Origin of the sequence: Xanthomonas sp. CFBP 8152 (genome assembly GCF_014199025.1) — a bacterium.
Taxonomy (GTDB): domain Bacteria; phylum Pseudomonadota; class Gammaproteobacteria; order Xanthomonadales; family Xanthomonadaceae; genus Xanthomonas; species Xanthomonas arboricola_B.
In genome coordinates, this window is the sequence record NZ_JACHNO010000005.1 from 40,674 (window position 1) to 64,302 (window position 23,629).

Here is a 23,629-nt window from a genome sequence, read left to right on the forward strand (position 1 = left end):
AGCATCGCCCGCATGTCCAATTTCAGGCCCCGGACATCTCCGCTCCCGGAAAGCGCAAGGTGAAGCAGGCGCGCTGACCAGTCACCGACTGCACCTCCATATATCCGCCGCCCTGGCTGACCGCCGCCATCTGCTTGCACCACGCCCAGCCCCGCGCTTTCCCGCCGATTTTGTCGTGAATCAGGCATCGGACAATTGATCGCAGATTGCCGATGCAATGCCGCTACCATTGTCGTCAATGGAGAGGGTGACGTGGTGTTAGTTCGCAGTGCTTACATCGATCACGTATTTTTCGCGCAGGAAACGTAGTGTGATCAATGCATCCTCAGAAAATCTGCTTTATGCGCTCTACAAACGAAAAACTGATTCTTGTCGTCGAGGACGATGCTGACACTCTCGAGCTCGCCACGCTGTTGCTGACCGCAAGTGGATATGCAGTGGTGACCGCAATCGATGCACAAGGGGCGCTGGAACATATCGATAATTTTCCGGCGATCGCGCTCGTTTTCACGGACCTGCAGATGCCGGGCTTGCTGGATGGCTACGGCCTGATTTCGTACCTGCGTGCGGACGGCAATGATCTGCCGGCGATCCTCACATCGGGTTTGGGGCATTCCCCTAATGGATTGCCGACCCGGACGACGTTTTTAAGCAAGCCCTACACCCGCCGCAGCCTTGTGCAGAATATCGAGGCATTTGTCGGGCATTAGCGACACCGTGAGAGCGCAGCCGCGCACCGGACGGTGCCAGTGCACGTTTCGGTCGAAGTGACCGTAGCGCCCTGGATCGATTGATCAGACCACTCCAGGAAGAATCGCTAGGGGCGCCGGATGCGGGGCGCCATAAGACTGCTGCGCATCGCTACCGGGCATCAGCGTGCCGCACGCCGCCAGCCGGCATTGATCGCTTCCTGGCTGGTGCAGAAGAACCGCTCGCCTTTGGCAGGTGAGATGCTGGTCCGCGTGTAATCACGTTGCCCGGGCATGTGAAAGATCTTGCTGCCCTCGCTCGAAATATTGCCCTTGATGGCGCAATGCGCAGGCGCCTGCGTCTGCGTTGCCGCCCGAGCACGCTGTGCCGATTGCTTGCGTTTGCTGCGCCGGTAATCGGCGGGCATCTGAAAGGTGCCGGCCCAGAGGTTGTGCCGTTGCTGCTGCGCGTTGCGTTCGTCGGCGACGAATGCGGTGGCGTACTCGCGGTAGGCCACTGCCCAACCGGATTGCACCATCCAGCGGTTGACCGACTGCCCCTGCACGTAGCACTCGGCAACGATCCGTCCGTAGCGGTCGGTGTCCTTGGGTTGGCAGCGAACCGTCTTGTCGCGCAGGTAGCCATCCAGTGCTGCGGCGGAACGTCGGCCGCACGGCCACGCGCTACCCGCGTTGCTGGTGCATTGCTGCGCACTTTCGGGTGCATCGACGCCCCACAGGCGGATGCGTTTGTGCGCGACAGTGATGGTGTCGCCATCGGTCACGGCTGCGCGGCCGACCAGCTCTGCTGCGACAAGGGGTGAGGCGAACAGCGCGACGACAACAACCACCGAACATCTGAACAACATCAACAACAAGCCTCGGATGATCGGCAGAGCGTGGTCCGTCTGTTCTTGCCTTGGTGACAGCGTCTAGCCGATTGGCTCACCAGAGATCCATCGCACCGATGCCTGCGTCAGTCAGGGCAGACGCGGGGTCGGCACTGTATGCCAATGGGACGGCGCTGCCTATCCCTTGCGCTGGTCCGCGAAGATGGTGTTGCGCTCGGTGTTCATCGACGTACAGTCATCACGGCTGCATTGGAGGCCGATCAATCGCGGTATTGATAGACGGCCAACTAAAGGCCCGTGCCTTGAAGACTGGCGCCTCTGAAAGGTTGGATTGTTCCTGATGGGACCTACACGTGGCCCCTGCCCCATTGCACCCCGGCGCAAGTAACACACCACATACTGCCCGGTTCTTTGCAGAACCGGGCATGCAGGCAGGCTTACTGCGCAGCCGCTTGCGCCGCGACAGGCGCCGCATCCGGCGTCACTCGCCAGATCGTATTGGCCAGATCGTCCGCCACGATCAACGCGCCACTCGGGTCGAGCGTGACGCCGACCGGACGACCACGGGTCAGGCCATCGTCGCCGTGGAAGCCGGAGACGAAGTCGATGGGGTCGCCCGCCGGGCGGCCATCGCGAAACGGCACGAACACCACCTTGTAGCCCACCGGTGGATCACGATTCCAGCTGCCGTGCTCACCAACGAACACGCCGTCGGCGAACCGCGTCCCCATTGCGGTGGACGAAAACGCGACACCGAGTGCGGCGACATGCGATCCCAGCGCGTAATCCGGAGCGATGGCCGAGGCGACCTTCTGCGGATCCTGCGGCATGACCCGCGTGTCCACATTCTTGCCCCAGTAGCTGTACGGCCAGCCGTAGAAGCCACCTTCGCGCACAGAGGTGAGGTAATCGGGCACCAGGTTCGGGCCGATCTCGTCGCGCTCGTTCACCACCGCCCACAGGGCGCCATTGCCGGGCTGGATCGCCAATGCAGTGGGATTGCGCAGGCCGGTGGCGTAGCTCTTGTGGGCGCCGGTGGCCGGATCCACCTGCCAGACCTGCGCGCGGTCGACCTCGGCAATCATGCCGCGCTCGGTGATGTTGCTATTGGAGCCGATCGCAACATACAGATAACGCCCGTCGGCACTGGCCGTAAGAGCCTTGGTCCAGTGATGGTTGATCGCTGACGGCAAGTCGGTGACCTTGCTGGGCGCAGTACTGGCCTTGGTCTGCCCTTGCTGATAGTCAAATCGCACCAGTGCGTCCTGATTTGCCACGTACAAGGCGTTGCCGATCAGCGCCAGGCCATACGGTGCGTTGAGCTTGTCGGCAAAGACGGTCTTCAGCTCATACATGCCGTCGCCATCGGCATCGCGCAGCAGCGTCAGACGGTTGCCACTCTTGACCGAGGTGTTGCCCTTGGCCTTGATCGCGCCGGCAATCACGTCCTTGGGTTTGAGGTTGGGTGCACCGCCGCCGCGGCCTTCGGCAACCAGGATGTCGCCGTTGGGCAAAACCAGCGTCTGGCGTGGAATGCCCAGACCGGTGGCGATCGCGGTGATCCGGTAACCCGCAGGCACAGTGGGCTTGCGCTCGCCCCACGCTGCCGGCTTGGCGATGGTCATGTCGGGCAACAGGCCCCGATCGGGCGCTGGCAGCTCGGGGCCGGCCCCGTGTTGTTTGAGCTCCGGTGCCTTGCCGCAGGAAGCGAGCGCGGCAGCGAGCACCGAAACCGACACGACAGTAAGGGCATGACGTTTCATCGGGCACCTCCCACACGCAGACTGGATAATCCCGACCATGTCGCAACCAGCGCGAATGCAGTCGCAATGGCTGAAAACACCAACGCTGCCGGCATGATCGCCCAGGCATCGCGGGCATGATGCAAGGCGTCGAAGAAGCCGACGATCCATGCCGCACCCAGTGCGATCACATAGATGACATTGCGGCTTCCGCGAGCGAAGCCGACGATCGCGCAAAGCAATGCAATGGTCGCCAACACCATCGCGCCGATCAACAACCACGCGGCAAAGTTGGCCCACTGGATCTGATGACTGCTCCAGTACGCGTAGTCGCTCAGCAAGGCACCGAGGAACAGCGGCCACACACCGCCGAGCACGGCTGCGTGGAACGGATGGATGGCCCAGGATCGGGCGGGCATGGCAGTCGGATTCATGGCGGACTCATTGGGCGCGTTGGTGAAACGTGCCCCGATGCTGCCAGCTGCCACGTGATGAGCGCGGTGATGCTGGGTCGTTTCCGCGCGATGGACTGGCCGGCAAGAGTCGGAACCCCACTCATCCTGCCGAGCGACCGCTGGACCGCCGCCATGGCCACAGCGAATGCCGCTCCAAGCAGGGAACAGAATAGGACCGCACCGGTGCGATTGCACGAACTGCGTGGCCAGGATCAGCGTCGGCTCCCCGACCCACGGGTGTCGTCAGCAGCACGCATCCTTGAGGGCTTGAGTTCCAATGCGCATCTGCAGTGACGAGCACCGGTCATAGGATCATGCAACCTGGATGGATGGAGCGGCGCTGCATCCGTCTCATGCTCGTTGCCTGTCTTCATGACAAGGAGACAGCGATGGGAAGCGCAGCCTCAATGCGTTCGACTCCGCATGGTATACGCGCAGCCGGGGCGTCATCAGCGCTGCAAAGCTTGGCGTCGGATGCGGTTGGGCGCAGCTGTCCTGCTCTCTGTTGCCCCTCCCCCGCAGCACATCCTTCGGAGATCATGTCCATGACGACCTGGACTGGGTGAGCCGTGAACTGGCCACGATCAGCGTGCTCGCCGCACTGGAAAGCGTGGAGGCGCAGCTGCAATCGCATTTGAAAGATCGGCTTGGACGTCGGTGTGACCGAGGCGCCGCTTCACGAACTGGCCCAGGTGCTGGACAAGCGCGTCGGTGCGGCCGCGGGCACACGCGCCAAGGGCGGCACTGGCCAAAGCCAGGGCCCAATGAGCCTGGACAAGGTTTGATGACCGCGGCGCATGCTGCCGGTGCGAATGCGGCTGCCGATGGTGGCACCAGGTCGAAACCGATTGGACCCCGCTAAAGCGGCGTCGGGCCAGCCGCCAGCGCAGACCGCACGCCGGCCTGCTTGACGATCAACTGGCCGATGTATTGCTCGGCCAGCCTGGTGCCGATCTCCAGCGCGGTCTGCAGCGAGCCAAAGGTAGGCGCAGCCGGCAGCGGAACAGGATGACCACAGACCTGCAAGGTCTCAAGCACGATGCGCCGGTGCCCGAGCTGTCGAGCGACCACGCGGTATGGCAGGCCCCGGTCAGTGCCTTCCGTGGACATTCTGTCGGTGCAAGAGGTGCTCATCGGATTCGAGCATAGCTGTGATGCCTAAATTCGTGGCAACGGAACTTGAACAATTTAGACAGGCGCTAGCGCTGCGACTGCAGCGCACCCCCGATGTCACGGATGCGACCTGACCAAGCCGTGCCGTGCCGAGATGGCACCGATGTTCCGCCCTGCGTGGCGCACGTCGCGCTACCGACGAGGCAGGCATCAGCGATCGGCTGTAGGAGCACGCCGCATTTTGAATGCCGCCTGTGCTCAATACCCACAGCAAGCCAAGCACGGACGGATCGATCGTATCGCTTCAGTTGAACACGGAAGTCGCGCCACCCGGACAAACGCAATTGCACGACTCATTTTATTCTCCCTGTATGGCCCTGTAGAAACTCACGTATACAGGCACGCGTTTTGAGAAAGCAGCAGGGCCATTGCTGTCGCGTTGGTTCAAAACGGCTCGGACCGCGGCAAACGACATCGGATACGGATGAGCACGTTTAATACCTTTACCATTGAAACCAGTGCCAGCTGTCGACGCGCGTCACTGATTACGGTATTCGTCTGCAGCCGCGCCGCCAGTCCAGTTTATTGTCGTGCTCGATGGTGGCGCGGGGTTTTCATTGGAATGGGCCGGTTTATTCGAAGAGGCGGTACCGCAAAATGATCGTCACCTGTCGACGACCTCAGTTTGTTTCTAGTAGCCGTGCAGTGTGTGATCTTCAACACGGAATATGACGACATGACGCTTGCTTTGGATAACAAACGGCAGGAACAGCACTCCGACTGGTCGGGGGTGCCGATCGACCTGGGTGGCATGGAGCCGCTCGATCAGATCGCGCGTCTGCTGTGCCATGCACTGGTTGCGCCTGCGGCCGCATTGACCATCATCGAGGGCGGACGCGTGCGCGTGCTGGCAGCGCGTGGCATCAGTGCCGCCCATGTCCAGCAGGCCATCGAATTGTGCCTGCATGTTTCTGCTGCGCCCAATGGCGTGACAGAGCTGATTGAACCTGCCGCCCTTGCCCCAATCCAGCTGGGCGACGCCGCCTTCCCGGGCTTGCCGGCGCGTTTCATTGCCTGCGTCCCTGTAGGCGCACCGCAGACCGGTGTATCCGGCACCCTGTGCGTGATCGATACGCGTGAGCGGCGCCTGGCCAGCCAGGAACACCAACAGCTGCTGATGTTCGCCAATGTGGCTGCGGCGCAGCTGGAACTGCAATTCGGCGCCGGGCGGCGCGAACCGCATAGCGGCTTGCTCAATGCACGCCAGCTGCAATCGGACCTGGATGCCCTCGCCTTCGGCAGCCATTGCGTACCGACCATTGCTGCCTTCATCGAGGTCTACGACACCCAGGCGGCCAATGAGGCGCGTCAGGCGCTGGGCATGCAGCCGCTGGAAGAACTGGTGCGCCACGCCAGCTATGTGCTGACCCGCGCGCTGCGCGGCAAGGCCACCGTCTATCACGTGGCGCCAATGCGCTTTGCGTTTTTCCTATTGAATTCCGCGCCCGACGAGATGGAGGACTTGCTGCTCGACCTGCGCGACATGTTGCATGCGCCGATGGATGCGGCCGGCATCCCCATGGCGTTGACCTTTCATGCCGGAGTCGTCCGCTTTGCACCGCAGCAGCCGGACACCAACGATGTCATGCGCAAGGGACTGGTGGCGCTGGGCGATGCGATCAGCAATCACGCCATCGTGTGCTGGTACAGCGCATCTCATGACGACGCGATCCAACGTTCGTACCGATTGGCGCTGGATGCCGAAAAGGCCCTGGACGCGGGCGATTTCCGTCTGGTTTTCCAGCCCCGGATCAATCTCGAAGACTTGTCGGTGACCGGATTCGAGGCGCTGTTGCGCTGGCGTCATGCCAGCCTCGGCCCGATCGGTCCGGATGAATTCATCCCGCTGTTCGAAAAGACCGCCTTGATGTGCACCGTCACCAACTGGGTGATCGAAAACGCGTTGGTGCAATTGGCCGGGTGGCGTGCGCAGGGGCTGGACTTCTCCATGTCGATCAATCTGTCTTCGCGCGATTTCGGCAACCGCAATCTCGCCGCAGACGTCATCCATCGCTGCAAGGAACTGGCCATTCCCACTTGCCGGATCGAGCTGGAAATCACCGAGGGCCGCTGGCTGCGCAGCAATGTGGAGGCAGTGCCACGGCTGCGCACCCTGCGCGAGGCCGGAATCAGTGTGGCCATCGACGACTTCGGGACTGGCTACAGCAACTTCGGTTACCTCACCGAGTTGCCGGTCAACGTCCTCAAGCTCGATCGCTCGCTGGTGACCGGCATCGCCACCAAGGCCGGCATGCAAATGCGCGCCGAGGCCGTGGTACGCCTGGCCAGTGCGCTGGGCTATCGCACCGTGGCAGAGGGCATCGAGCACGCCGACGAAATCGCGCTGCTGCGCAGTTGGGGATGCGATGAAGCGCAGGGCTATCTGCTGGCACGGCCGATGGAGGCGGAACTGGTCGCGGCATATGTGGCACACGCCGCAGCCGAGCGACGCTTGCCATGATGCGATCTGTCTGAAGCGCGATACGCGTGTGCATTGCTCTTGACCGATTCGCGCGGCACCGCCCTCGCCTGCTGCAGTGATACACATGGCAACGCAGCGCCCACGCTGTGTTGCCATGCGGCGGCTAGCTCAGATCGTGCAAGTCCTTGCCCAGTGGCGGACCTAACGTCCAGTCGGAGAAACGCACCTTGAGCCCGGCACGCTCCGGCGTGCAACACATCGGCCCCACCTGATATGCGTCGGCGACAGGAAACGGGCAAAGCCTCACCAGTGGCCAGGTATGGCCATCGGCCGACACCTGCAGACGCAGAACGCCGTCGGCAACGGTAGCGCGTATCCAAAAGTCCTTGGGGTCGGCCTCATAGGGGCCTGTCGCCCAATCCGAGACCGGATTGGTCAATACGCTGCTGAGCATGGCACGGCCATCGCTAAGCTCGATGCCCGCCTTGACCCAATGCTGCTCGTCCACGCGCACCATAATGCCGGCCTGATCGTAGAGCGACTCGTATTGCGCACGCACCCGCAACTGCGCGGTGAACCGCGCTGCGGCGGCAATACCGAGAAAATGCCCGCTATCGCGCGTAAATCCGTAATGCGTCTTGCGCCAGAAATCGGTGGCCTTGTCAGTGACCACGTCCAGCATGCCACCGTTGATTGCGACGGTCCGCGGCCGATTGAGCCAGCTGCCATCCTGCCACTGGGTGTCCTGTGCCATCGTATTCTCCGTGTTGGATTGCCTGGCAAGTACACCGCCGCTGATGGCCATTCCCATTGCGCCGCCCAGCAGGCGCCTGCGTGCACCGTCTATCGCATCGTGGGTCATTCAGTGTCGTCCATGCATTTTGAAGAACTGCATAGTCTAGCCGCGCACTGGGTCAATACGCGCGGGTTTGGGAGGTGCTGCAGGTGGATGGCGGCGCTGGGGCGCCAGCTTCGATGCTCGCGCCAGCCCATGCTGTCAGCGGTGTGCGAGCGCGTAGTCCAGCGCCGCGCAGATGGCCGCCATCTGCGCGGCATTGCACTGGGCCGGCGTGGCGCGCGGGCTGTCCGGATACACCTCGGTGGTGGTGCGATAGCGCGCGTCGGTGACGCCCGCGCACAGACCCAGACGCCGCACCGGGTAATTGATGACGCCATGAGCGACCACCGCTGCGCCGATGATCTGGCCGTTCGCGTCGGCAGGTGCGATATGGGTGACCTCGGCGACGGCGGCGATGATTGCCTGCTGAAATTGCGGTTGCGGATCTTCGCTATCGCCCACCAGGTAGAAACCGTCCGGAATGCTGCCCGGCACGAAATCGACGCCGTCGCGTGCGGCCAGGGCCGGACGAAATTCGGTCTCGTCGCTGTCGGTGGTTTCATGCAGATCGATATGCACCAGCATCTGCCCAGCCGCTGCGGCCACCAGCTGCATCAACGCTGACGACTCGGCGGCCGGGCTGTCCTGGCCAAACGCACGGTTGGGGTCGATGGCATCGGCATTCCAGCGTTGGACCCGTTCGTAGCCCCAGGGATTGACGCAAGGCGCCACCAGCAGATTGAGCTTGCCTGCGTAGGCCGCGGCGCATTGCTGCAGGAACTGCAGCGCACCCTGCACGCCGCTGGTTTCATAGCCATGCACGCCACCGGTCACCATCGCGCAGGGCAATGCGGCGTCCCACTCGGCACTGCGCAGTGCGATCAACGGATACTGCTCGGACGTCGCCTGGATTGTTCCGTAATGCACGCGCTCGTAGCTGGCATCCAGCGCATCGATCAGCTGCACCACATCGATGGCATGACTGCGCTGAACCACCTGGCGCGCTCGCCATGCGGCGCGCTCTGCCTCGCCCCAGGGCTGTCGTGGGGTGCCGATCGGATACGCCATGCGTTCTGTCATTACGGGTGCCGTCCGTTGAAAGACGGCCAGGGTAAGCGCTAGGCGCTGGGCGGTCCATTCGGCGGCAGACGCGATGACAGCAACCGCCTGCAAGGTCGAGTTCGGTGACGGCTTGCCATCAGACTTCAGTGTCCAAAAGCCTCTGTCGACCACGAGTCCGCTACCGCCCTGCAGGCAACTTGCCACGACTGCGGCCTCTGTCGGGGCTGCGATGTTCGCCGCTGCGGTTTTAGCGCTGCGCGGTCGAAGGGGTCGAAGCGGGCGAGCTGCCATGCAGCGGTCCCCAGAAACAGCTCACTGAACATTCATGGATGCCAACCCGGCTGACGGCTCTGGACGTCCTGCGATGGATGCAAATACTGCACTCGCTTTGCGCAGGCGCACCAAGCAATCGCGAAATATCTCACTGCAATCGATGGCGGGTACGCGACAACAAGTGAAAAAACTTCCTGCGCCTTCGTGATGCAATGCATATCAAATGTCTTCGTCAGGTCTCAAACAATCTAAGCAAAGCGTGATTGCATCGAAAACAGTGGGGAGCTGCAATCGATTGTTCCAGCAGTACTGTCAGCGCTGCGGACAGTTCCGCAGAAACGAAGCAGGCCCTGCACATAGCGTGCAGGGCCTGCAGCCCGCTGTGCAGCAAGAACGGCGCGCAGGATGCGCGCCGTTCTTGCTCAGACGGCTTCTTCCTGAGGCTTGGCCTGCTTGGAACGCCCACCCTTGCTGCCGATCCGCGACATGTGATCGCGATCGCGACTCACGGCCTGGCCACCTTTGCGGCCGGCTTCACGTGCTTCGTCGCTGGTAAATTCGTGCGCGTTGCCGCTGGCATGCGCTGCCTTGCCGCCGCTGCTCGCCAACACACGTCGCTTTTCGGGATCCAATGCGGCAAAACCGCGCCGGCTACGAGTACTGCTTTGTCCGTCTTCCACTGTGCCTCCTCTCGATGCGTCGATCACGCCACTGGTACTGGGGGCAACGCAACTATCGTGCCAACCCGAGAGCCATGCAAGCCGGTGCCAAGCCGCACAATGCAGGAAAAAACAGCTGCGCTTGCTGTGCAAATCTTGCACTCCGGCCATGCGCTGGCTGATGTTGCGCTAGCGACCCATGGATAGCGCTACCAACGCGTCCGCACGAATGGCCTGCTTGGTGCGGACGCGCCGGCAACAACCAGGTGCAGCATCGGCGGATCGATCGATGTCCCAGCTCGCCCGGTGCGTCGGCGAACTGGAACCAAGAGCAAGGCTGGGAGACGTCAGACCGGCACCGCCGTAGCGCCGCGCCCCGCAGCAAGCAATGCGGCCACATGCCGCCCGATGCTCAGGCAGCAGGTCAAGCCTGGCGACTCGATCCCGAACAGATTCACCAGACCGGCGATGCCGTGCATGGACGGACCGTCGATACGGAAATCGGCCGCCACCTCGCCCGGCCCGCTGATCTTCGGGCGCACACCGCAGTATCCGGGCCGCAACGCGCCGTCCGGCAAGCCAGGCCAGTAACGCCGGATCGCCGCGGCAAAACGCGCGGCATGCGCTGGCTCGCAGCGATAGTCGGGCTGCGCGACCCACTCCACGTCTGGGCCGAAGCGCGCACGCCCACCCAGATCCAGCGTGAGATGCACACCCAGGCCGCCAGGTTCGGGCATGGGGTAGATCAACTGCTGGAATGGCGAGCGTCCCGCCAGGGTGAAGTAGCTGCCCTTGGCGAAATAGCCGCGAACCTGTGCATGCGCTGGCAGGCCACCGGTCCGCGCGGCCAGTGGCGGCGCGCCGTGACCGGCGGCGTTCACCAGCCAGGCGCAGGTCAGCCTCTCAGGGGGCTGACCCGCGACGGTCACGCGCAGACCATGCACAAGCGGCTCGATCTGCGCGACTGTGGCACGCAGCGCCACGGTGGCGCCATGCGCCTCGGCATCGCCTTGCAACGCCAGCGTCAACGCGTGGCTGTCGATGATGCCGGTGGTGGTGGACTCCAGCGCCGCGACGCAGCGCAAGGCCGGTTCGCGTGCGTGCACATGTGCCGCGTCGAGCGGCAGCAAGCCGTGCGCGCCGCTGGCGATGGCACTGCGGTACAACTGCTCAAGCTGGCCGCGCTGCGCCTGGTCGCAGGCGATGATCAATTTGCCACAGCGCCGATGCGGCACGTGGCGTTGTTCGCAATAGGCATACAGCAGCGGATTGCCGCTGAGGCACAGCTGCGCTTTCAACGAACCGGCCGGATAGTAGAGCCCGGCGTGAATCACCTCGCTATTGCGTGCGCTGGTGCCGGTGCCAACGGCGTCTTCGGATTCCAGCACCAATACCTCATGCCCTTGCATCGCCAGCTCGCGCGCAACTGCCAGCCCCACTACTCCGGCACCTATCACGATGCATTCGACGTCTTGCATGCCCGCTCTCACACGATGGTCGATCAGTCTATCTGCACACTAGAACCGTCTGCACACTAAAACGCGCAGGATTGTCGGGACCGTTATCACTGTTTTCTCACTATCCGGCTCTATATTCGGCCCACCACATGACGTGAATCACGTTACTCGACGCCGACAGACGTTTTTCCGAATGTTGCGGTGCGCATTCTTCCCCCGCCCGAGCGCGACCTGTTGCGTCCGGTTCGAAGCTGCAATCACCGAAGGAGTTTGAATGGACGCAACGCGTTCGGTCCTGCTCGCCTCTAATTACGAGGCATGGCCAGAGGCCTTCAACGGGCAGGCATATGCATTGCTCAACGTGGTCCGCAGTCTGGAACACGCGCAGCTGCTGTGCCCTCCCGCGGCCGATTACACCCGCGGACGCGGCGTCAATCCTGGCGTGTCGTATCTGCTCAACGAGCTCAAACATCGCGGCATCTCTGCGCTGCAGCGGCTGAACAGGCGGCCTGCGCTCTCCAACGCACAGCCCCGGGTTGTCGAACGAGACTACGACCTGTTCTTCTACGTGTGCCAGTTTCCCAGGGAATTGAGCACGCTTGGACGCATCAAGGGATGGCGCGAGCGCTGCCGCAGCCGCGTGGTGTATCTGCTGGAAACCTGGCCGGAATTGCTGGAATCGCAGAAGGCGGAGTTGAAACTGCTGGATCAGTTCGACCATGTGTTCGTGCTCAATGCCAGTTGCGTCGATGCGCTGCGCCGCTACACCAGCACACCGGTGTCGTTTCTGGCCAGCGCCTGCGACACCCTGCTGGCAACGCCATGGCCGCGGCCACCGCAGCGCTGCATCGACGTGGTCAGCATCGGCCGGCGTATGCCGCAGGTACACGCGCAATGGCTTGCGCATGCACAGGCCAACCCCGATTTTTTCTATCTGCATGATGTGCTGCGCGGCGGCGCGGTGCAGGACTGGGCTGCGCATCGGCTGCAATCGGCAGCCATGATCAAGCGCGCCAAGTTCTTCATGGCGCACGACTTCGTGGTCGACACACAGGGATTCTTCAAGGGCGTGAAAAAACAGGCGCTGGCAACGCGCTACTTCGAAGGGGCCGCCGGGGGCGCGGTGATACTCGGCTCCGCACAGGCATGCCCGGAATTTGCCCAGCACTTCGATTGGGAAGACGCGGTGATCGAGCTGCCGGCCGATGGCAAGGAGATTGGCCTGTTCCTGCGCGATCTGGAGCAGCAGCCCGACCGACTGGAGCGTGCCAGACTGCACAACACCGTGCAGTGCCTGCGACGGCACGACTGGGCACACCGGTGGGCGCAAATTCTGCAGACGCTGCAGCTGCCGCGCCCGCCACTGATGGCCGAGCGCTTTGCCATGCTCGACAACCTGGCCACGATGGCCGAACAGACTGCCTGCCCACCGGCGATCGCGCTGAGTATGACCGCCTAGCGCTGCATCGCACTGCACCGAGATCACCGGCGCATCAGTTCAAGGATCAGCAATGAAAGCAGTCATCCTGGCCGGCGGCCTGGGAACGCGCATTTCCGAAGAAACCACCATCCGCCCCAAGCCCATGGTGGAGATCGGCGGCAAGCCGATCCTCTGGCACATCATGAAGATCTACGCACACCACGGCATCCAGGATTTCATCGTCTGTCTTGGCTACCGCGGTGAGGTGATCAAGGATTTCTTCATGAATTACCACATGCGCGAATCCGACGTCACCTGCGATCTCGCCAGCAACACCATCACCTTGCACAACACCCGCGCCGAGCCCTGGCGCGTGACGCTGGTCGATACCGGCGCTCAGACCATGACCGGGGGCCGGTTGCGCCGCGTGCGCGAGCATCTGCGAGACGAGGCGGCGTTCTGCATGACCTATGGCGATGGCGTGGCCGACGTGGACATCACGGCCGCCATCGCACTGCACCAACGCGAAGGCCGCATGGCCACGGTCACCGCAGTACAACCGCCGGGCCGCTTTGGTGCCTTGCGCGTGGAAGGCGAGCAGGTCACCGGATTTCGTGAGAAGCCGCTGGATGGCGATGGCCTGATCAACGGCGGTTTCTTCGTGCTCGACCCGCGCGTGATCGATGTGATCGACGGCGATGCCACCGTGTGGGAGAACAGCCCACTGGAAACGCTGGTCGACCGCGACGAACTGAGCGTGTATCGCCACGACGGCTTCTGGCAGCCGATGGACACGCTGCGCGACCGCAATCATCTCGAAACCCTCTGGTCATCCAATCGCGCGCCCTGGCGCGTGTGGGAGTAACAACATGCGCATTCTGATCACCGGCAACATGGGCTACATCGGCCCGGTCGTGGCCGCGCATCTGCGACAACGCTATCCGCAGGCCTGGTTGGTGGGGCTGGATCGCGGCTGGTTCGCGCATTGCCTGTCCGACCCGCGTCGCCTGCCGGAAGTGGTGCTGGACCAGCAATGGTTCGGCGACGTGCGCGATCTCACCGCGCAACAATTGCAGGGCTTCGACGCAGTGGTGCACCTGGCGGCGATTTCCAACGATGCGATGGGTAAGCGGTTCGAACTGGTCACAGATGCGATCAACTGCCGCGCCAGCGTGGCGGTGGCGCAGGCGGCCGCGCAGGCCGGCGTGGGCCACTTCGTGTTCGCCTCCAGCTGCAGTGTGTACGGCGCCGCCGCCGATGGCACGCCACGTTCGGAAACCAGCGCCATCGCACCGCTGACAGCGTATGCGCATTCCAAGATCGATACCGAACGTGCGCTGGCGCAGCTGGACACCGACATGGTGATCACCTGCCTGCGGTTCGCCACCGCCTGCGGTGCCTCGCCGCGCCTGCGGCTGGATCTGGTGCTCAACGATTTCGTTGCCGGCGCGGTGGCCAACGGCACCGTGGAAGTCCTGTCGGATGGCTCGCCATGGCGGCCGTTGATCCATGTGCGCGACATGGCCCGCGCCATCGACTGGGCACTGAGCCGCGCGCCAGTGGCAGGCGGGCAGTTCCTGTTCGTCAATGCCGGCTCGGAGCGCTGGAACGTGCAGATCCGCGATCTCGCCCATGCAGTCGGTGTGGCGATTCCCACTGCACATGTCGCGATTTCCACCAGCGCACCCAGCGACAACCGTTCCTACCGCGTGGACTTCTCCTTGTTCGAACGCCTGGCGCCGGAACATCAACCGCAGGAAACCCTGCGCTCCACCATCACCGAGCTGCGCGACGATCTGCAGCGCGCCGGATTCCGCGATGGCGACTTCCGTCAGGGTTCGGACTTCATTCGTCTGCGCATCCTGCAGCACTTGGTCGATACAGGAACCCTGGCACCGGATCTGAGGGTGGCTGCATGATCTTTCACCCCACCCCGCTGGCCGGTGCGTTCGTGATCGAGCCCGAACAACGCGGCGATGCGCGCGGCTGGTTCGCACGCGTGTTCTGCACCCAGGAGATGGCGCAGGCGGGCCTGGTCGATCAGTTCGTGCAGGTCAACAACTCGTTCAATGCGCACGCCGGCACCTTGCGCGGCATGCATTATCAGTTGCCGCCTGCCGCAGAGGTCAAGATCGTGCGCTGCATTCACGGTGCGCTCTGGGATGCGATCGTGGATCTGCGCCCGGATTCGCCCACCTATCTGCAGTGGTACGGCACCGAATTGAACGCGGACAATCGGCTGGCGCTGTACGTGCCGCGCGGCTTTGCGCATGGCTTCATCACCTTGCAGCCGCAAACCGAGGCGTTCTATTTCGCCAGTGCGATGTACACGCCGCAGGCCGAGCGTGGCTTGCGCTGGAACGATCCGCGCCTGGGCGTGCAGTGGCCGCTCGAACCCCAGCTGGTGTCCGACAAGGATGCGGCTTGGCCGGATTTCGACGAACAACAGCACGGCATTCCCACCCATGCCGGACTCACTCAGCGGGAGCGCCCATGAATATCGATCGTCTGTTGCAGGCGCGTGCCGCCGAAGGCCGCCCATTGCGTGTTGGCCTGTACGGCGCCGGCTTCATGGCGCGCGGCATCGTCAACCAGATCGCGCACTCGGTGCCGGGCATGCTGGTATCGGTGATCTGCAATCGCAGCGTGGACAAGGCGCTGGAAGCCTACCGCCAGGCCGGCCAGCACGCACGCGTGGTGGATGGGGCCAGCGAGTTGAAGCGCCAGATCGCCGCCGGCATTCCGGCTGTGACCGACGATCCCGCACTGCTGTACGAATGCGATGCGCTGGATTGCCTGATCGATGCCACCGGCGCCATCGACTATGGCGCACGCATCAGCCTGGGCGCCATCGCCCATGGCCGCCATATGGTCACGATGAATGCCGAACTCGACGGTACCGTCGGCCCGCTGCTCAAGCGCAGGGCCGATGCCGCCGGGGTGATCTTTAGCGCCTGCGATGGCGACCAGCCCGGTGTGCAGATGAACCTGTACCGGTTCGTGCGCTCGATCGGGTTGACGCCGCTGCTGTGCGGCAACATCAAGGGCTTGCAGGACCCCTATCGCACACCGGCGACACAGGCCGGTTTCGCGGCGCGTTGGGGCCAGGACCCGCACATGGTCACCAGCTTTGCCGACGGAACCAAGATCAGCTTCGAGCAGGCGATCGTGGCCAATGGCACCGGCATGTCGATCCTGCAACGCGGCATGACCGGCTACGAGCATCGCGCACATGTCGACGAGCTGACCCGGCGCTACGACATCGAGGCCTTGCGTGCGGTGGGCGGCGCGGTGGATTACGTGGTCGGCGCCCTGCCCTCGCCCGGCGTGTTCGTACTGGCCAGCCACGACGATGCCAGGCAGCAGCACTACCTCAATCTCTACAAGCTCGGCGAAGGCCCGCTGTACAGCTTCTACACGCCGTACCACCTCTGCCACTTCGAAGTACCGCTGTCGGTGGCGCGGGTGGTGCTGCTGGGCGATGCGGTGCTGCAACCGCTGGGCGCGCCGCTGGTGGAAGTGATCGCCACCGCCAAGCGCGACCTGACCACCGGCGAAACCATCGACGGACTCGGTGGCTACATGAGCTACGGCCAGTGCGAGCGCGCCGATGTCACCGCAAACACAGGGCTGTTGCCGATGGGCGTGGCGGAAGGCTGCGTGCTCCGCCATGCGGTGCCCAAGGACCAAGTGCTGACCTACGACGATGTGCAATTGCCGGCCAACCGGCTGATCGATCGTCTGCGTACCGAGCAGGCCAGTGTCTTCGCCGACGCTGCGGAACTGGCCGCCTGAGCGCAGACATCGGCCTGCGTCCGCGTGCCGATGTCACAGCCGATGGCCGCCCTGCCTGCCCGCCCAACCATCCGCGTCCTGCAGGCCGGGCGTGCGCTGGCCGCCACGATGGTGGTGCTCAGCCACAGCGTGCTGCCTACCAACCACCTGGTGCAGCGGTTACCGGCATGGCTGGCTGCGGCGCTGGCGCACGGTTATCTGGGCGTGGATTTCTTCTTCGTGCTGTCGGGCTTCATCATCTACTACGTCAACCATGCCAGTGCGGGCACGCCGGGCTGGAGCCGCGACTACGCCAGCAGCCGTATCAGCCGCATCTATCTGCCGTACTGGCCGGTTGGTGGTGCGTTGGCGCTGGCCTATACGCTGCGGCCCGCCCTGGACGATGGCGACATGGGCTGGTCATGGTTTGCCACGCTGAGCCTGCTGCCGGTCGAAGGGCAATCCGCATTGGGCGTGGCCTGGACGCTGAGTTACGAGTTGATGTTCTACGCGCTGGCGTGGCTGTTCTTTCGTAGCGGGCATCCGCTGCGCTGCGCACTGCTGTGGGCAAGCGTGACGCTGCTGCACGCGGCACTTGGCGCGCCGTTCGCGCAGCCGGTGGAAGTTTCCTGGCGCGCGTTGCTGCTGCATCCCATCACGCTGGAATTCGTCTTCGGCATGCTGGCGGCACGCGCGGTGTTGAGCGCTGCGCCATGGTCGGCGTGGGTCGGTGGTGTGGTCGCGCTCATCGCGTCCGCGAGCTTCGTGCTCGACGGGATGCAGCGCGTGCATTCACCGTTGTTCGGGCTGGCGATCGCCGGCGCGTTGACCTGCTTGGTGCGCGCGGAATGGCGCGGCTGGTTGCGTATCGGCCCGACGCTGCTGTTGCTCGGCGATGCATCGTATGCGATCTACCTGGTGCATATGCCGCTGATGTCGCTGGTGGCGCGCACCACGCGCCGGATGGGGCCGCTGGCCACCTGGCCGGTGAACCTGTTGCTCAGCGTGGGCGCTGCGCTATCGCTAGGCGTGGTCTATCACCTGTGCTACGAGCGCATCGCGTTGCGGCAGGCGCGCCGGGCGCTGGCACGCCGCACTACCCGGTGATGTTCTGACAGCGAAGCCGTTCATGGATCGACGCATGCGGCGGGCTAAGCTGGCCAGCGCCTGCGGCAAGGCCTGACCTCGGCCACCAGCCTGCGCGAGCGCCCGCGAGGGCGAGCAGTGTACCGACCGATGCCACATCGCCTGGCACCGTATGACCTGTGCGCAGCGATGCCTGACACAGTGCGCCGCTCGGCGTTTCGGCAGCGTTGACCAGCACCACACGGATGGGCGACAAAGGTATGGACGTGGTTAGCGGGTGCCATGCAACATGCTGTCGGTGCGAGCCATCTTTTCGGAGGACATTTGATGCCGTTGTTTCCGCTGTTCGCAAACCTGCAAGGGCGCGCCGTGCTGGTCATCGGCGGTGGCGAGGTCGCCACGCGCAAGGTGCTGGCGCTGCTCAAGGCCGGTGCGCATATCCGGCTGTACGCGCACGCGCTCTCGCCCGAACTGGCGGAACTGATGCAGGCCGGCCGTTTCGAACAACTGGGCGGCGAGTTCGATCCTGCCTGGATCGACGACGTGTGGCTGGTGGTCGCGGCCACCGACGATGGCGAGTTGAATCAACGCGTCGCCGCTGCCGCCGGTGCGCGCCAGCGCCTGGTCAACGTGGTGGACGATGCGGAGTTGTCGACCTATCAGGTGCCGGCGATCGTGGATCGCGACCCGCTGGTCATCGCCATTTCCTCTGCGGGCGCCGCACCGATGCTGGCACGCCGGCTGCGCGAACGGCTGGAACGCGAACTGGATGTCTCGGTCGGCCGCTTCGCCGGCATGTTCGCGCGTCACCGCGAGCGTATCCGTAGCCAGTTTCCCGACATGAACCGGCGCCGACGCTGGTTCGATCGCGTCATCGACGGCGACGTGCCGCTGCTGCTGCTGGCCGGCAACGACGACGCAGCCGAAAGCGCATTCGTCGCTGCACTGGACGATACCGGGGCGGTGCCGGCGCGCGGCAGCGTGCAACTGGTCGGCACCGGGCCGGGCGATCCCGGCCTGCTCACCATCAAGGCGCTGCGTGCGATGAATCTGGCCGATGTCCTGCTGATCGGCGACGACATCCCCGGTGCAGTACTGGAACTGGCACGGCGCGATGCATCCCGCCGCGCCTTGCCGCAGCAGGCCGACGCACAACAGCATCTGTTGCTGGAACTGGCCGCAGCAGGCCTGCACGTGGTCGCGTTGCACAGCGGCGCCGGCCACAACGATGCCGATGCTGCGGCAATCGAAGCGGCGCTGCAGGCGCGTGGCCTGGCCTGCGATCGCGTGCCCGGCATTGCTGCGCGTCTTGAAATCGACGCATGAGTGGTGCGCGTGTGCACCCGCAGCGAACTCAGCTTTTCGGAAAACGCTTGCGCGCGCTATCGCGCACATCGACATCGAAGGTCACCTGCAACGTCGTCTGTTCGGCATGGCCAGCACCGGTACCGAAGCTGAAACGCAATCCCTCGCGGCTGGGCAATTGCCGTGCATGTTCTTCCAGCGCATTGCGCGGCACCGACAACTGCCAATGCTCGGCAGTGCAATTGCAGGCCGCATCACCGTCGCTCAGGCTGACACTGTGGCGCAGCAGTCGCGCGCCTTCCCCGCTCGGCAAGCGGCTCAGATTCTCGACCGTGCGCCCGGCAAGCAACTCGGCCAATTCGGCTTCGTCGATGCGCAAACGCAGCTGCTGAGCTTCAATCTGGATTTTCATGAATGAGCTGACTCCACTGCTCGGGCGTATTGCAATTGACGAACGCGGTGCGTTCGCTGGCGGTGACAGCCACGCGATGGCATTGCAGCGCAGCCTGCAGGGCGCGCAGCGAGCGTGACGAACCGGGGCCGGCCATCAGCGCAGTGAGCGCCTCGCGCACAACGCCATCCACGTACAGACGCATCGGCAGCATCTGGTCTTCAAAGGTAATGCAGCGCCGATGCGGTGGCGCCAGCAGCCGATCCAGCAATGGCCCGGACAGCAACGGCATGTCGACCGGCACCACCACCAGTGTCGTTGCATCGGCCACCCGATCGATCACGCTGGCCAGCCCTCCGAGCGGCCCCAGATCTGGCTGCGCGTCGGCAATCCCGGCGTAGTCCGGGCGATCGCCGCTGATCACCACCTTGTGCGCGCCGGCATCGCGCAGCAACGCCTGCATGTGCTCCAGCAATGGACGTCCGCGCCACGGCAGCAGCGCCTTGTCCTGTCCCATCCGCGAGGAACGGCCACCGGCAAGCACCACGCCCGTCCAAGCAGGCCTCGCGCTCATGCCGCCTGCTCGCCGGCACGGCATCGCACTACGTGCAAGTGCAGGCTCAAGGCGCGATCGCCGGTGCGGCCGGCTGCAGATGGCCCAGCCCGAACACCTGCGCAGTCGTATCGGGCGCGGCGCCATCGTCCTGCGGTTCCAGTACCGCCCATACATTGGCCTGCAACAATGGCGCCACGCGGAACGACTCCTGCTGCGGCAGGATCTGCACGCAAAGCACTCCAGCAGCGCTACAGGTCAACCGCGCGCGCAGGTGCTGCCGCCACAGCGGTCGCGCAGGTATCGGCGTTTGCAACGCAACCTGCAAGCCGCGCTCGGCCGGCATGCCAAGTAACCGGCGTAGCGCCGGCTCCACGAAAAAACGCAGCCCGGCGGCGCTGGCCATCGGATTGCCCGGTAAACCGATGTACAGTGCGCCGTCTGCAAAGCGCGCCAGCAACACCGGCTTGCCCGGCCGCACCGCGACCTTGTGGAACAACACCGCCGTGCCGTGCCGTGCCAAGGCATCCGGTATGAAATCGTAACGACCAAGCGACACCGCACCGGTGCTCAGAATCACCTCGGCGTCCGCGCCTCGCGCCTGCGCAAGCGCCCGGTCGAAGTCGGCATCGGCATCGCCCACCTGCCCCTGCCAGACCACTTCGGCCCCGGCTGCACGCAACTGGCTGAGCAGATAGCCGCTGGTGCCATCGCGAATCTGTCCAGGCCGCAACGGCTGCGCCGGATCGCCGATCAATTCGCGGCCGGTCGCAATCAGGGCCACACGCGGACGCCGCACCACCTGCACACGCGCACAGCCCAGCCCTGCCAACAGCATCAGGTGCGCGGCGCGCAGCACAGTACCGGCCTCGATCACGCGATCGTGCAAGGCCACATCTTCTCCGCGTCGACGGATATGCTGACCGCAGCGACTACTGGCACGCAGACGGATGCGGCTGGGTCGTGGGCCATCATGCGCCAGCACGTCCACCTGCTCGATAGGCACCACTGCATCGGCACCCGTAGGCAAACCGGCACCGGTCATGACTTCCCAAGCGTTACCTGCCGGGATGCCGCCCGCATCTTCGCCTGCGGCAACGCTGCCAGCGACCACATGTTCGCTACCGGCAATCGCACCACAGCCGGCAGTGGCCAACGCAAAACCATCCATCGCGCTGTTGTCGAAAGCCGGCAACTCCGCCGGACTCGACAACGCCTGCGAAAGCACACGTCCTTCGGCATCGGCACTGTCCACCCACTCGCCGGCAAGCGCGGCGACCTGCTGACGGACAATCGCAAGTGCGTCGGCGTAGCTGATCATGAACAGGGCACGGTCGACCGATGGATGACCTGGCTAGGATACCGGCGCCCGGCGCGGCTGGTACAGGCGTGGCGATTGCGACATCAGGGCGTCCAATCCCGTGCATGGCTTCGTCTCACCCACCGGCGCACATCGCTTGAAGCCGCTAGAACGCCTTGCCCACACGGCATCTCGCACAGCGGACGCAGTTCTCCACGGTCTCTATGCCGCATGCAACTCGTCGACCTTGTAGGCTGGCTCGCCAGTGCCGTGTTGATTGCCACCTTGATCCGCCAGATCTACAAACAATGGCGCTCGGATGCGGCACAGGGCGTTTCGCGCTGGCTGTTCATCGGCCAGATCAGCGCTTCGGTGTTGTTTATCCTCTACAGCTATTTGGTCGGCAATGCGGTGTTTATCGTCAGCAATGTATTGATCCTGCTGACCGCCCTCACCGGGCATGTGCTGCACCGGATCAAGCAGCGTCGGATGGCGCGTCACGCGGGCAGTATCGGCTAGCCCTGCCGCGTCATCCGGCGCTTTTCTTCGCCAGGTTGCGCGGCTTGGTGGTTCCGATTGACTTCCTGGCGGCAGGCCGCGTTGCGGCCTTCTTCGCCGCGGTCTTGGTCGTTTTCTTGGTCGTGGACTTGCGCACCGGGGCTGCCTTTGCCACGGGCTGCTTTCGCGGCCTGGGCACGGCCTTGGCCTGCGTTGCTGGTTCCGCTACCGCCTCCGGCACACGCACGCGGATCCAGGTCGGCGCATGATCGCTGGCCTTTTCCAGTGCGCGTACCCACTTGTCCACGCCGGCATCCTGCAGCCCGGGCGCCAGGGTGCGATTGAGCAGCAGGTGGTCGATGCGCAAGCCGCGATCGCGCGCAAAGTGCTGGCGAAAATAATCCCAAAAGGTATAGATCGGCGGGTCGCCATGCACTGCAAGCAGGCTGTCGGTCCATCCCTGCTCGAGCAGGGCCTGGTACGCCTGGCGACTCTCCGGTTGCAGCAACGCATCCCTGCGCCAGCCCTTGGGGTCGTAGATGTCGGCATCGGTGGGCACCACGTTGAAATCGCCGATCAATGCTACCGGGTGCGGCAGGTCCACCAGCGTCCTGGCGTGCCGGATCAGGCGTTGAAACCAGGCCAGCTTGTAGTCGAACTTCGGCCCCGGCTGCGGATTGCCGTTGGGTAGATACAGGCAGGCCACCACCACCCCGTGAATTGCAGCTTCCAGGTAGCGGCTCTGCGTATCGCCGCGGTCCCACGGCAGCCCACGACGGATTTCCACCGGATCGGCGCCGCGCGCCAGCAATGCCACGCCATTCCACGACTTCTCGCCTTGCCAGATCACGCCGTACCCGGCATCGCGGATCGCCTGTTCCGGAAAGGCGTCCTGCGTGGCCTTCAGTTCCTGCAAGCCGACGATGTCCGGTCGCTCGCGCTGCAACCAGTCCAGCAGATGCGGCAGCCGACTATTGATGCCATTGACGTTGAATGTCGCGATCTTGCGGGTGGTGGTGGACATGGGCGAGCGACCTGGCGAGGCATAAGGCGATAGCATCGCCGCCATGGCATTAAGCAGATGCTCAAGCAGGGTGAAGCTCCGCTGCCTACTGGCGTACGAACTCACGGCTTGCACACCCCCCATCGCCGGCGATCGCACGCGATAGCCCGCGTTCTGGACTGCCCAGCTATGCACCCGCTGCTTGCGCGGTTACCTCACTGGAAACGCGTCACTACTGCGATCCGGTCGACGAAGACCTGGCGCAATGCGCGCTCTACAGCGGCAATGCCGATCGCGCCAACCGACCGACAGCAGCATTGCCGCGCCGGCTTGCTGCCAGTTGCTACGGACCATGCCCAACCGAGCGCCGGCCGGTGTTACCTGCCGTAGCGCCCGCGCATCGAGGTTGCCGGATCAGGCGCCGGGATCCGCAGGTCCCAATTGATTGGCCGACAGGATTTCGTCGATCCGTTTGACGATTTGCGCAGCCTGTTCCTGCGAGTCGGCGGCGGCAGTGATCTTCTCTGCACGTGCATGGAATACATCCCAGAAATCGTCTGGATGCTGACGACGAATATCAGGCAATGCATCGGCGAGTTGTTTCAGTTGCGCATCGATATCAGGTGTCATTGAGGGTCTCCTAGTATGCCCACGCTACCGCCGTGCTGGTGAGCCTGA

At 64.0% G+C, this 23,629-nt stretch carries 23 protein-coding genes and 1 pseudogene; 11 read left to right on the plus strand and 13 right to left on the minus strand.

The annotated features are described in order from the left end of the window. The first annotated feature begins 341 nt into the window (after window positions 1-341). Window positions 342-710: a response regulator gene (locus FHT09_RS17350; RefSeq protein WP_104606600.1), complete on the plus strand. Its 369-nt coding sequence runs from the start codon at window positions 342-344 to the stop codon at window positions 708-710. A gap of 161 nt (window positions 711-871) precedes the next feature. On the opposite strand, the gene FHT09_RS17355 is transcribed toward FHT09_RS17350, so the two are convergent. The 4 genes from FHT09_RS17355 to FHT09_RS17370 form a co-directional block, all read right to left on the minus strand. Beyond that, window positions 872-1,558, minus strand: coding sequence for a thermonuclease family protein (locus FHT09_RS17355; RefSeq protein ID WP_104606601.1), 687 nt, complete (start codon window positions 1,556-1,558; stop codon window positions 872-874). A 419-nt stretch (window positions 1,559-1,977) separates the two neighbouring features. Continuing rightward, window positions 1,978-3,303, minus strand: coding sequence for a sorbosone dehydrogenase family protein (locus FHT09_RS17360; protein ID WP_104606602.1), 1,326 nt, complete (start codon window positions 3,301-3,303; stop codon window positions 1,978-1,980). Continuing rightward, the gene (locus FHT09_RS17365) at window positions 3,300-3,716 is read right to left on the minus strand and encodes a hypothetical protein (protein WP_104537898.1); all 417 of its coding nucleotides are present in this window, start codon (window positions 3,714-3,716) and stop codon (window positions 3,300-3,302) included. The genes FHT09_RS17360 and FHT09_RS17365 overlap by 4 nt, the downstream gene beginning before the upstream one ends. 879 nt (window positions 3,717-4,595) lie before the next feature. Continuing rightward, window positions 4,596-4,871: a hypothetical protein gene (locus tag FHT09_RS17370; protein ID WP_104606603.1), complete on the minus strand. Its 276-nt coding sequence runs from the start codon at window positions 4,869-4,871 to the stop codon at window positions 4,596-4,598. Between the two features lie 688 nt (window positions 4,872-5,559). Here FHT09_RS17370 and FHT09_RS17375 point away from each other — a divergent pair. Next, window positions 5,560-7,371: an EAL domain-containing protein gene (locus tag FHT09_RS17375; protein ID WP_104606604.1), complete on the plus strand. Its 1,812-nt coding sequence runs from the start codon at window positions 5,560-5,562 to the stop codon at window positions 7,369-7,371. 124 nt (window positions 7,372-7,495) lie between these two features. Here the strand turns inward: FHT09_RS17375 and FHT09_RS17380 are convergent, their stop codons facing one another. The 4 genes from FHT09_RS17380 to FHT09_RS17395 form a co-directional block, all read right to left on the minus strand. Next, window positions 7,496-8,194 (minus strand): DUF1349 domain-containing protein, encoded by a 699-nt coding sequence (locus FHT09_RS17380; RefSeq protein WP_104606605.1) that lies wholly within the window; start codon window positions 8,192-8,194, stop codon window positions 7,496-7,498. Between the two features lie 135 nt (window positions 8,195-8,329). Further along, a complete protein-coding gene (locus FHT09_RS17385; RefSeq protein WP_104606606.1) occupies window positions 8,330-9,250 on the minus strand; it encodes a M14 family metallocarboxypeptidase in 921 nt (306 codons plus the stop codon). A 677-nt stretch (window positions 9,251-9,927) separates the two neighbouring features. Next, the gene (locus FHT09_RS17390; protein WP_024940389.1) at window positions 9,928-10,185 is read right to left on the minus strand and encodes a KGG domain-containing protein; all 258 of its coding nucleotides are present in this window, start codon (window positions 10,183-10,185) and stop codon (window positions 9,928-9,930) included. Between the two features lie 326 nt (window positions 10,186-10,511). Then, the gene (locus tag FHT09_RS17395; RefSeq protein ID WP_104606607.1) at window positions 10,512-11,642 is read right to left on the minus strand and encodes an NAD(P)/FAD-dependent oxidoreductase; all 1,131 of its coding nucleotides are present in this window, start codon (window positions 11,640-11,642) and stop codon (window positions 10,512-10,514) included. A 253-nt stretch (window positions 11,643-11,895) separates the two neighbouring features. Here FHT09_RS17395 and FHT09_RS17400 point away from each other — a divergent pair, with 253 nt between their 5' ends. The 7 genes from FHT09_RS17400 (at window position 11,896) to FHT09_RS17430 (ending at window position 19,227) form a co-directional block, all read left to right on the plus strand. Further along, a complete protein-coding gene (locus FHT09_RS17400; RefSeq protein ID WP_104606608.1) occupies window positions 11,896-13,080 on the plus strand; it encodes a glycosyltransferase in 1,185 nt (394 codons plus the stop codon). Window positions 13,081-13,132: 52 nt separating this feature from the next. Further along, window positions 13,133-13,906 carry a glucose-1-phosphate cytidylyltransferase gene (gene rfbF / locus FHT09_RS17405; RefSeq protein ID WP_104537391.1) on the plus strand — a complete coding sequence of 258 codons (774 nt, stop codon included), beginning with the start codon at window positions 13,133-13,135 and terminating at the stop codon, window positions 13,904-13,906. A gap of 4 nt (window positions 13,907-13,910) precedes the next feature. After that, complete coding sequence (locus tag FHT09_RS17410; protein ID WP_104606609.1) at window positions 13,911-14,960, plus strand: SDR family oxidoreductase; 1,050 nt, start codon at window positions 13,911-13,913, stop codon at window positions 14,958-14,960. Continuing rightward, entirely contained in the window at window positions 14,957-15,538 is a 582-nt protein-coding gene (gene rfbC, locus FHT09_RS17415) for a dTDP-4-dehydrorhamnose 3,5-epimerase (RefSeq protein WP_104606610.1), read from the plus strand. The genes FHT09_RS17410 and rfbC overlap by 4 nt, the downstream gene beginning before the upstream one ends. Beyond that, window positions 15,535-16,836, plus strand: a complete 1,302-nt coding sequence (locus FHT09_RS17420) for an NAD(P)-dependent oxidoreductase (RefSeq protein ID WP_104606611.1) — start codon at window positions 15,535-15,537, stop codon at window positions 16,834-16,836. The genes rfbC and FHT09_RS17420 overlap by 4 nt, the downstream gene beginning before the upstream one ends. 42 nt (window positions 16,837-16,878) lie before the next feature. Next, the gene (locus FHT09_RS17425; protein WP_104606612.1) at window positions 16,879-17,922 is read left to right on the plus strand and encodes an acyltransferase; all 1,044 of its coding nucleotides are present in this window, start codon (window positions 16,879-16,881) and stop codon (window positions 17,920-17,922) included. 306 nt (window positions 17,923-18,228) lie between these two features. Next, complete coding sequence (locus FHT09_RS17430; RefSeq protein ID WP_104606613.1) at window positions 18,229-19,227, plus strand: NAD(P)-dependent oxidoreductase; 999 nt, start codon at window positions 18,229-18,231, stop codon at window positions 19,225-19,227. 28 nt (window positions 19,228-19,255) lie between these two features. Here FHT09_RS17430 and FHT09_RS17435 read toward each other — a convergent pair whose 3' ends face one another. From FHT09_RS17435 to FHT09_RS17445, 3 genes are read right to left on the minus strand one after another with little or no spacing between them, the layout of a single operon-like run. Continuing rightward, window positions 19,256-19,618 carry a hypothetical protein gene (locus FHT09_RS17435; protein ID WP_104606614.1) on the minus strand — a complete coding sequence of 121 codons (363 nt, stop codon included), beginning with the start codon at window positions 19,616-19,618 and terminating at the stop codon, window positions 19,256-19,258. After that, the gene (locus tag FHT09_RS17440) at window positions 19,602-20,171 is read right to left on the minus strand and encodes a molybdenum cofactor guanylyltransferase (RefSeq protein ID WP_104606615.1); all 570 of its coding nucleotides are present in this window, start codon (window positions 20,169-20,171) and stop codon (window positions 19,602-19,604) included. The genes FHT09_RS17435 and FHT09_RS17440 overlap by 17 nt, the downstream gene beginning before the upstream one ends. A gap of 46 nt (window positions 20,172-20,217) precedes the next feature. Further along, on the minus strand, window positions 20,218-21,471 hold the full coding sequence (locus FHT09_RS17445; RefSeq protein ID WP_104606616.1) for a molybdopterin molybdotransferase MoeA: 1,254 nt from the start codon (window positions 21,469-21,471) through the stop codon (window positions 20,218-20,220). Window positions 21,472-21,681: 210 nt separating this feature from the next. Here FHT09_RS17445 and FHT09_RS17450 point away from each other — a divergent pair, with 210 nt between their 5' ends. Further along, complete coding sequence (locus tag FHT09_RS17450) at window positions 21,682-21,969, plus strand: PQ-loop domain-containing transporter (protein ID WP_104606617.1); 288 nt, start codon at window positions 21,682-21,684, stop codon at window positions 21,967-21,969. Between the two features lie 10 nt (window positions 21,970-21,979). Here FHT09_RS17450 and xth read toward each other — a convergent pair whose 3' ends face one another. Beyond that, window positions 21,980-22,972 carry an exodeoxyribonuclease III gene (xth, locus tag FHT09_RS17455; protein ID WP_104606618.1) on the minus strand — a complete coding sequence of 331 codons (993 nt, stop codon included), beginning with the start codon at window positions 22,970-22,972 and terminating at the stop codon, window positions 21,980-21,982. 197 nt (window positions 22,973-23,169) lie between these two features. Between xth and FHT09_RS17460 the strand changes: the two are divergent. Then, window positions 23,170-23,253: pseudogene (locus tag FHT09_RS17460) on the plus strand (DUF1264 domain-containing protein); the annotation flags it as partial. A 112-nt stretch (window positions 23,254-23,365) separates the two neighbouring features. Here the strand turns inward: FHT09_RS17460 and FHT09_RS17465 are convergent. Beyond that, a complete protein-coding gene (locus FHT09_RS17465; protein ID WP_104533412.1) occupies window positions 23,366-23,581 on the minus strand; it encodes a hypothetical protein in 216 nt (71 codons plus the stop codon). Between the last annotated feature and the right edge of the window lie 48 nt (window positions 23,582-23,629).

Coding starts and splice junctions, on each gene's coding strand:
- FHT09_RS17385 (WP_104606606.1), bottom strand. CDS start 9,250: ATGACAGAACGCATGGCGTATCCGATCGGCACCCCACGACAGCCCTGG.
- FHT09_RS17445 (WP_104606616.1), bottom strand. CDS start 21,471: ATGATCAGCTACGCCGACGCACTTGCGATTGTCCGTCAGCAGGTCGCC.
- FHT09_RS17395 (WP_104606607.1), bottom strand. CDS start 11,642: ATGCAAGACGTCGAATGCATCGTGATAGGTGCCGGAGTAGTGGGGCTG.
- FHT09_RS17425 (WP_104606612.1), top strand. CDS start 16,879: ATGGCCGCCCTGCCTGCCCGCCCAACCATCCGCGTCCTGCAGGCCGGG.
- FHT09_RS17370 (WP_104606603.1), bottom strand. CDS start 4,871: ATGAGCACCTCTTGCACCGACAGAATGTCCACGGAAGGCACTGACCGG.
- rfbF (WP_104537391.1), top strand. CDS start 13,133: ATGAAAGCAGTCATCCTGGCCGGCGGCCTGGGAACGCGCATTTCCGAA.
- FHT09_RS17350 (WP_104606600.1), top strand. CDS start 342: ATGCGCTCTACAAACGAAAAACTGATTCTTGTCGTCGAGGACGATGCT.
- FHT09_RS17410 (WP_104606609.1), top strand. CDS start 13,911: ATGCGCATTCTGATCACCGGCAACATGGGCTACATCGGCCCGGTCGTG.
- xth (WP_104606618.1), bottom strand. CDS start 22,972: ATGTCCACCACCACCCGCAAGATCGCGACATTCAACGTCAATGGCATC.
- FHT09_RS17465 (WP_104533412.1), bottom strand. CDS start 23,581: ATGACACCTGATATCGATGCGCAACTGAAACAACTCGCCGATGCATTG.
- FHT09_RS17380 (WP_104606605.1), bottom strand. CDS start 8,194: ATGACCCACGATGCGATAGACGGTGCACGCAGGCGCCTGCTGGGCGGC.
- rfbC (WP_104606610.1), top strand. CDS start 14,957: ATGATCTTTCACCCCACCCCGCTGGCCGGTGCGTTCGTGATCGAGCCC.
- FHT09_RS17430 (WP_104606613.1), top strand. CDS start 18,229: ATGCCGTTGTTTCCGCTGTTCGCAAACCTGCAAGGGCGCGCCGTGCTG.
- FHT09_RS17365 (WP_104537898.1), bottom strand. CDS start 3,716: ATGAATCCGACTGCCATGCCCGCCCGATCCTGGGCCATCCATCCGTTC.
- FHT09_RS17450 (WP_104606617.1), top strand. CDS start 21,682: ATGCAACTCGTCGACCTTGTAGGCTGGCTCGCCAGTGCCGTGTTGATT.
- FHT09_RS17440 (WP_104606615.1), bottom strand. CDS start 20,171: ATGAGCGCGAGGCCTGCTTGGACGGGCGTGGTGCTTGCCGGTGGCCGT.
- FHT09_RS17400 (WP_104606608.1), top strand. CDS start 11,896: ATGGACGCAACGCGTTCGGTCCTGCTCGCCTCTAATTACGAGGCATGG.
- FHT09_RS17435 (WP_104606614.1), bottom strand. CDS start 19,618: ATGAAAATCCAGATTGAAGCTCAGCAGCTGCGTTTGCGCATCGACGAA.
- FHT09_RS17420 (WP_104606611.1), top strand. CDS start 15,535: ATGAATATCGATCGTCTGTTGCAGGCGCGTGCCGCCGAAGGCCGCCCA.
- FHT09_RS17360 (WP_104606602.1), bottom strand. CDS start 3,303: ATGAAACGTCATGCCCTTACTGTCGTGTCGGTTTCGGTGCTCGCTGCC.
- FHT09_RS17355 (WP_104606601.1), bottom strand. CDS start 1,558: ATGTTGTTCAGATGTTCGGTGGTTGTTGTCGTCGCGCTGTTCGCCTCA.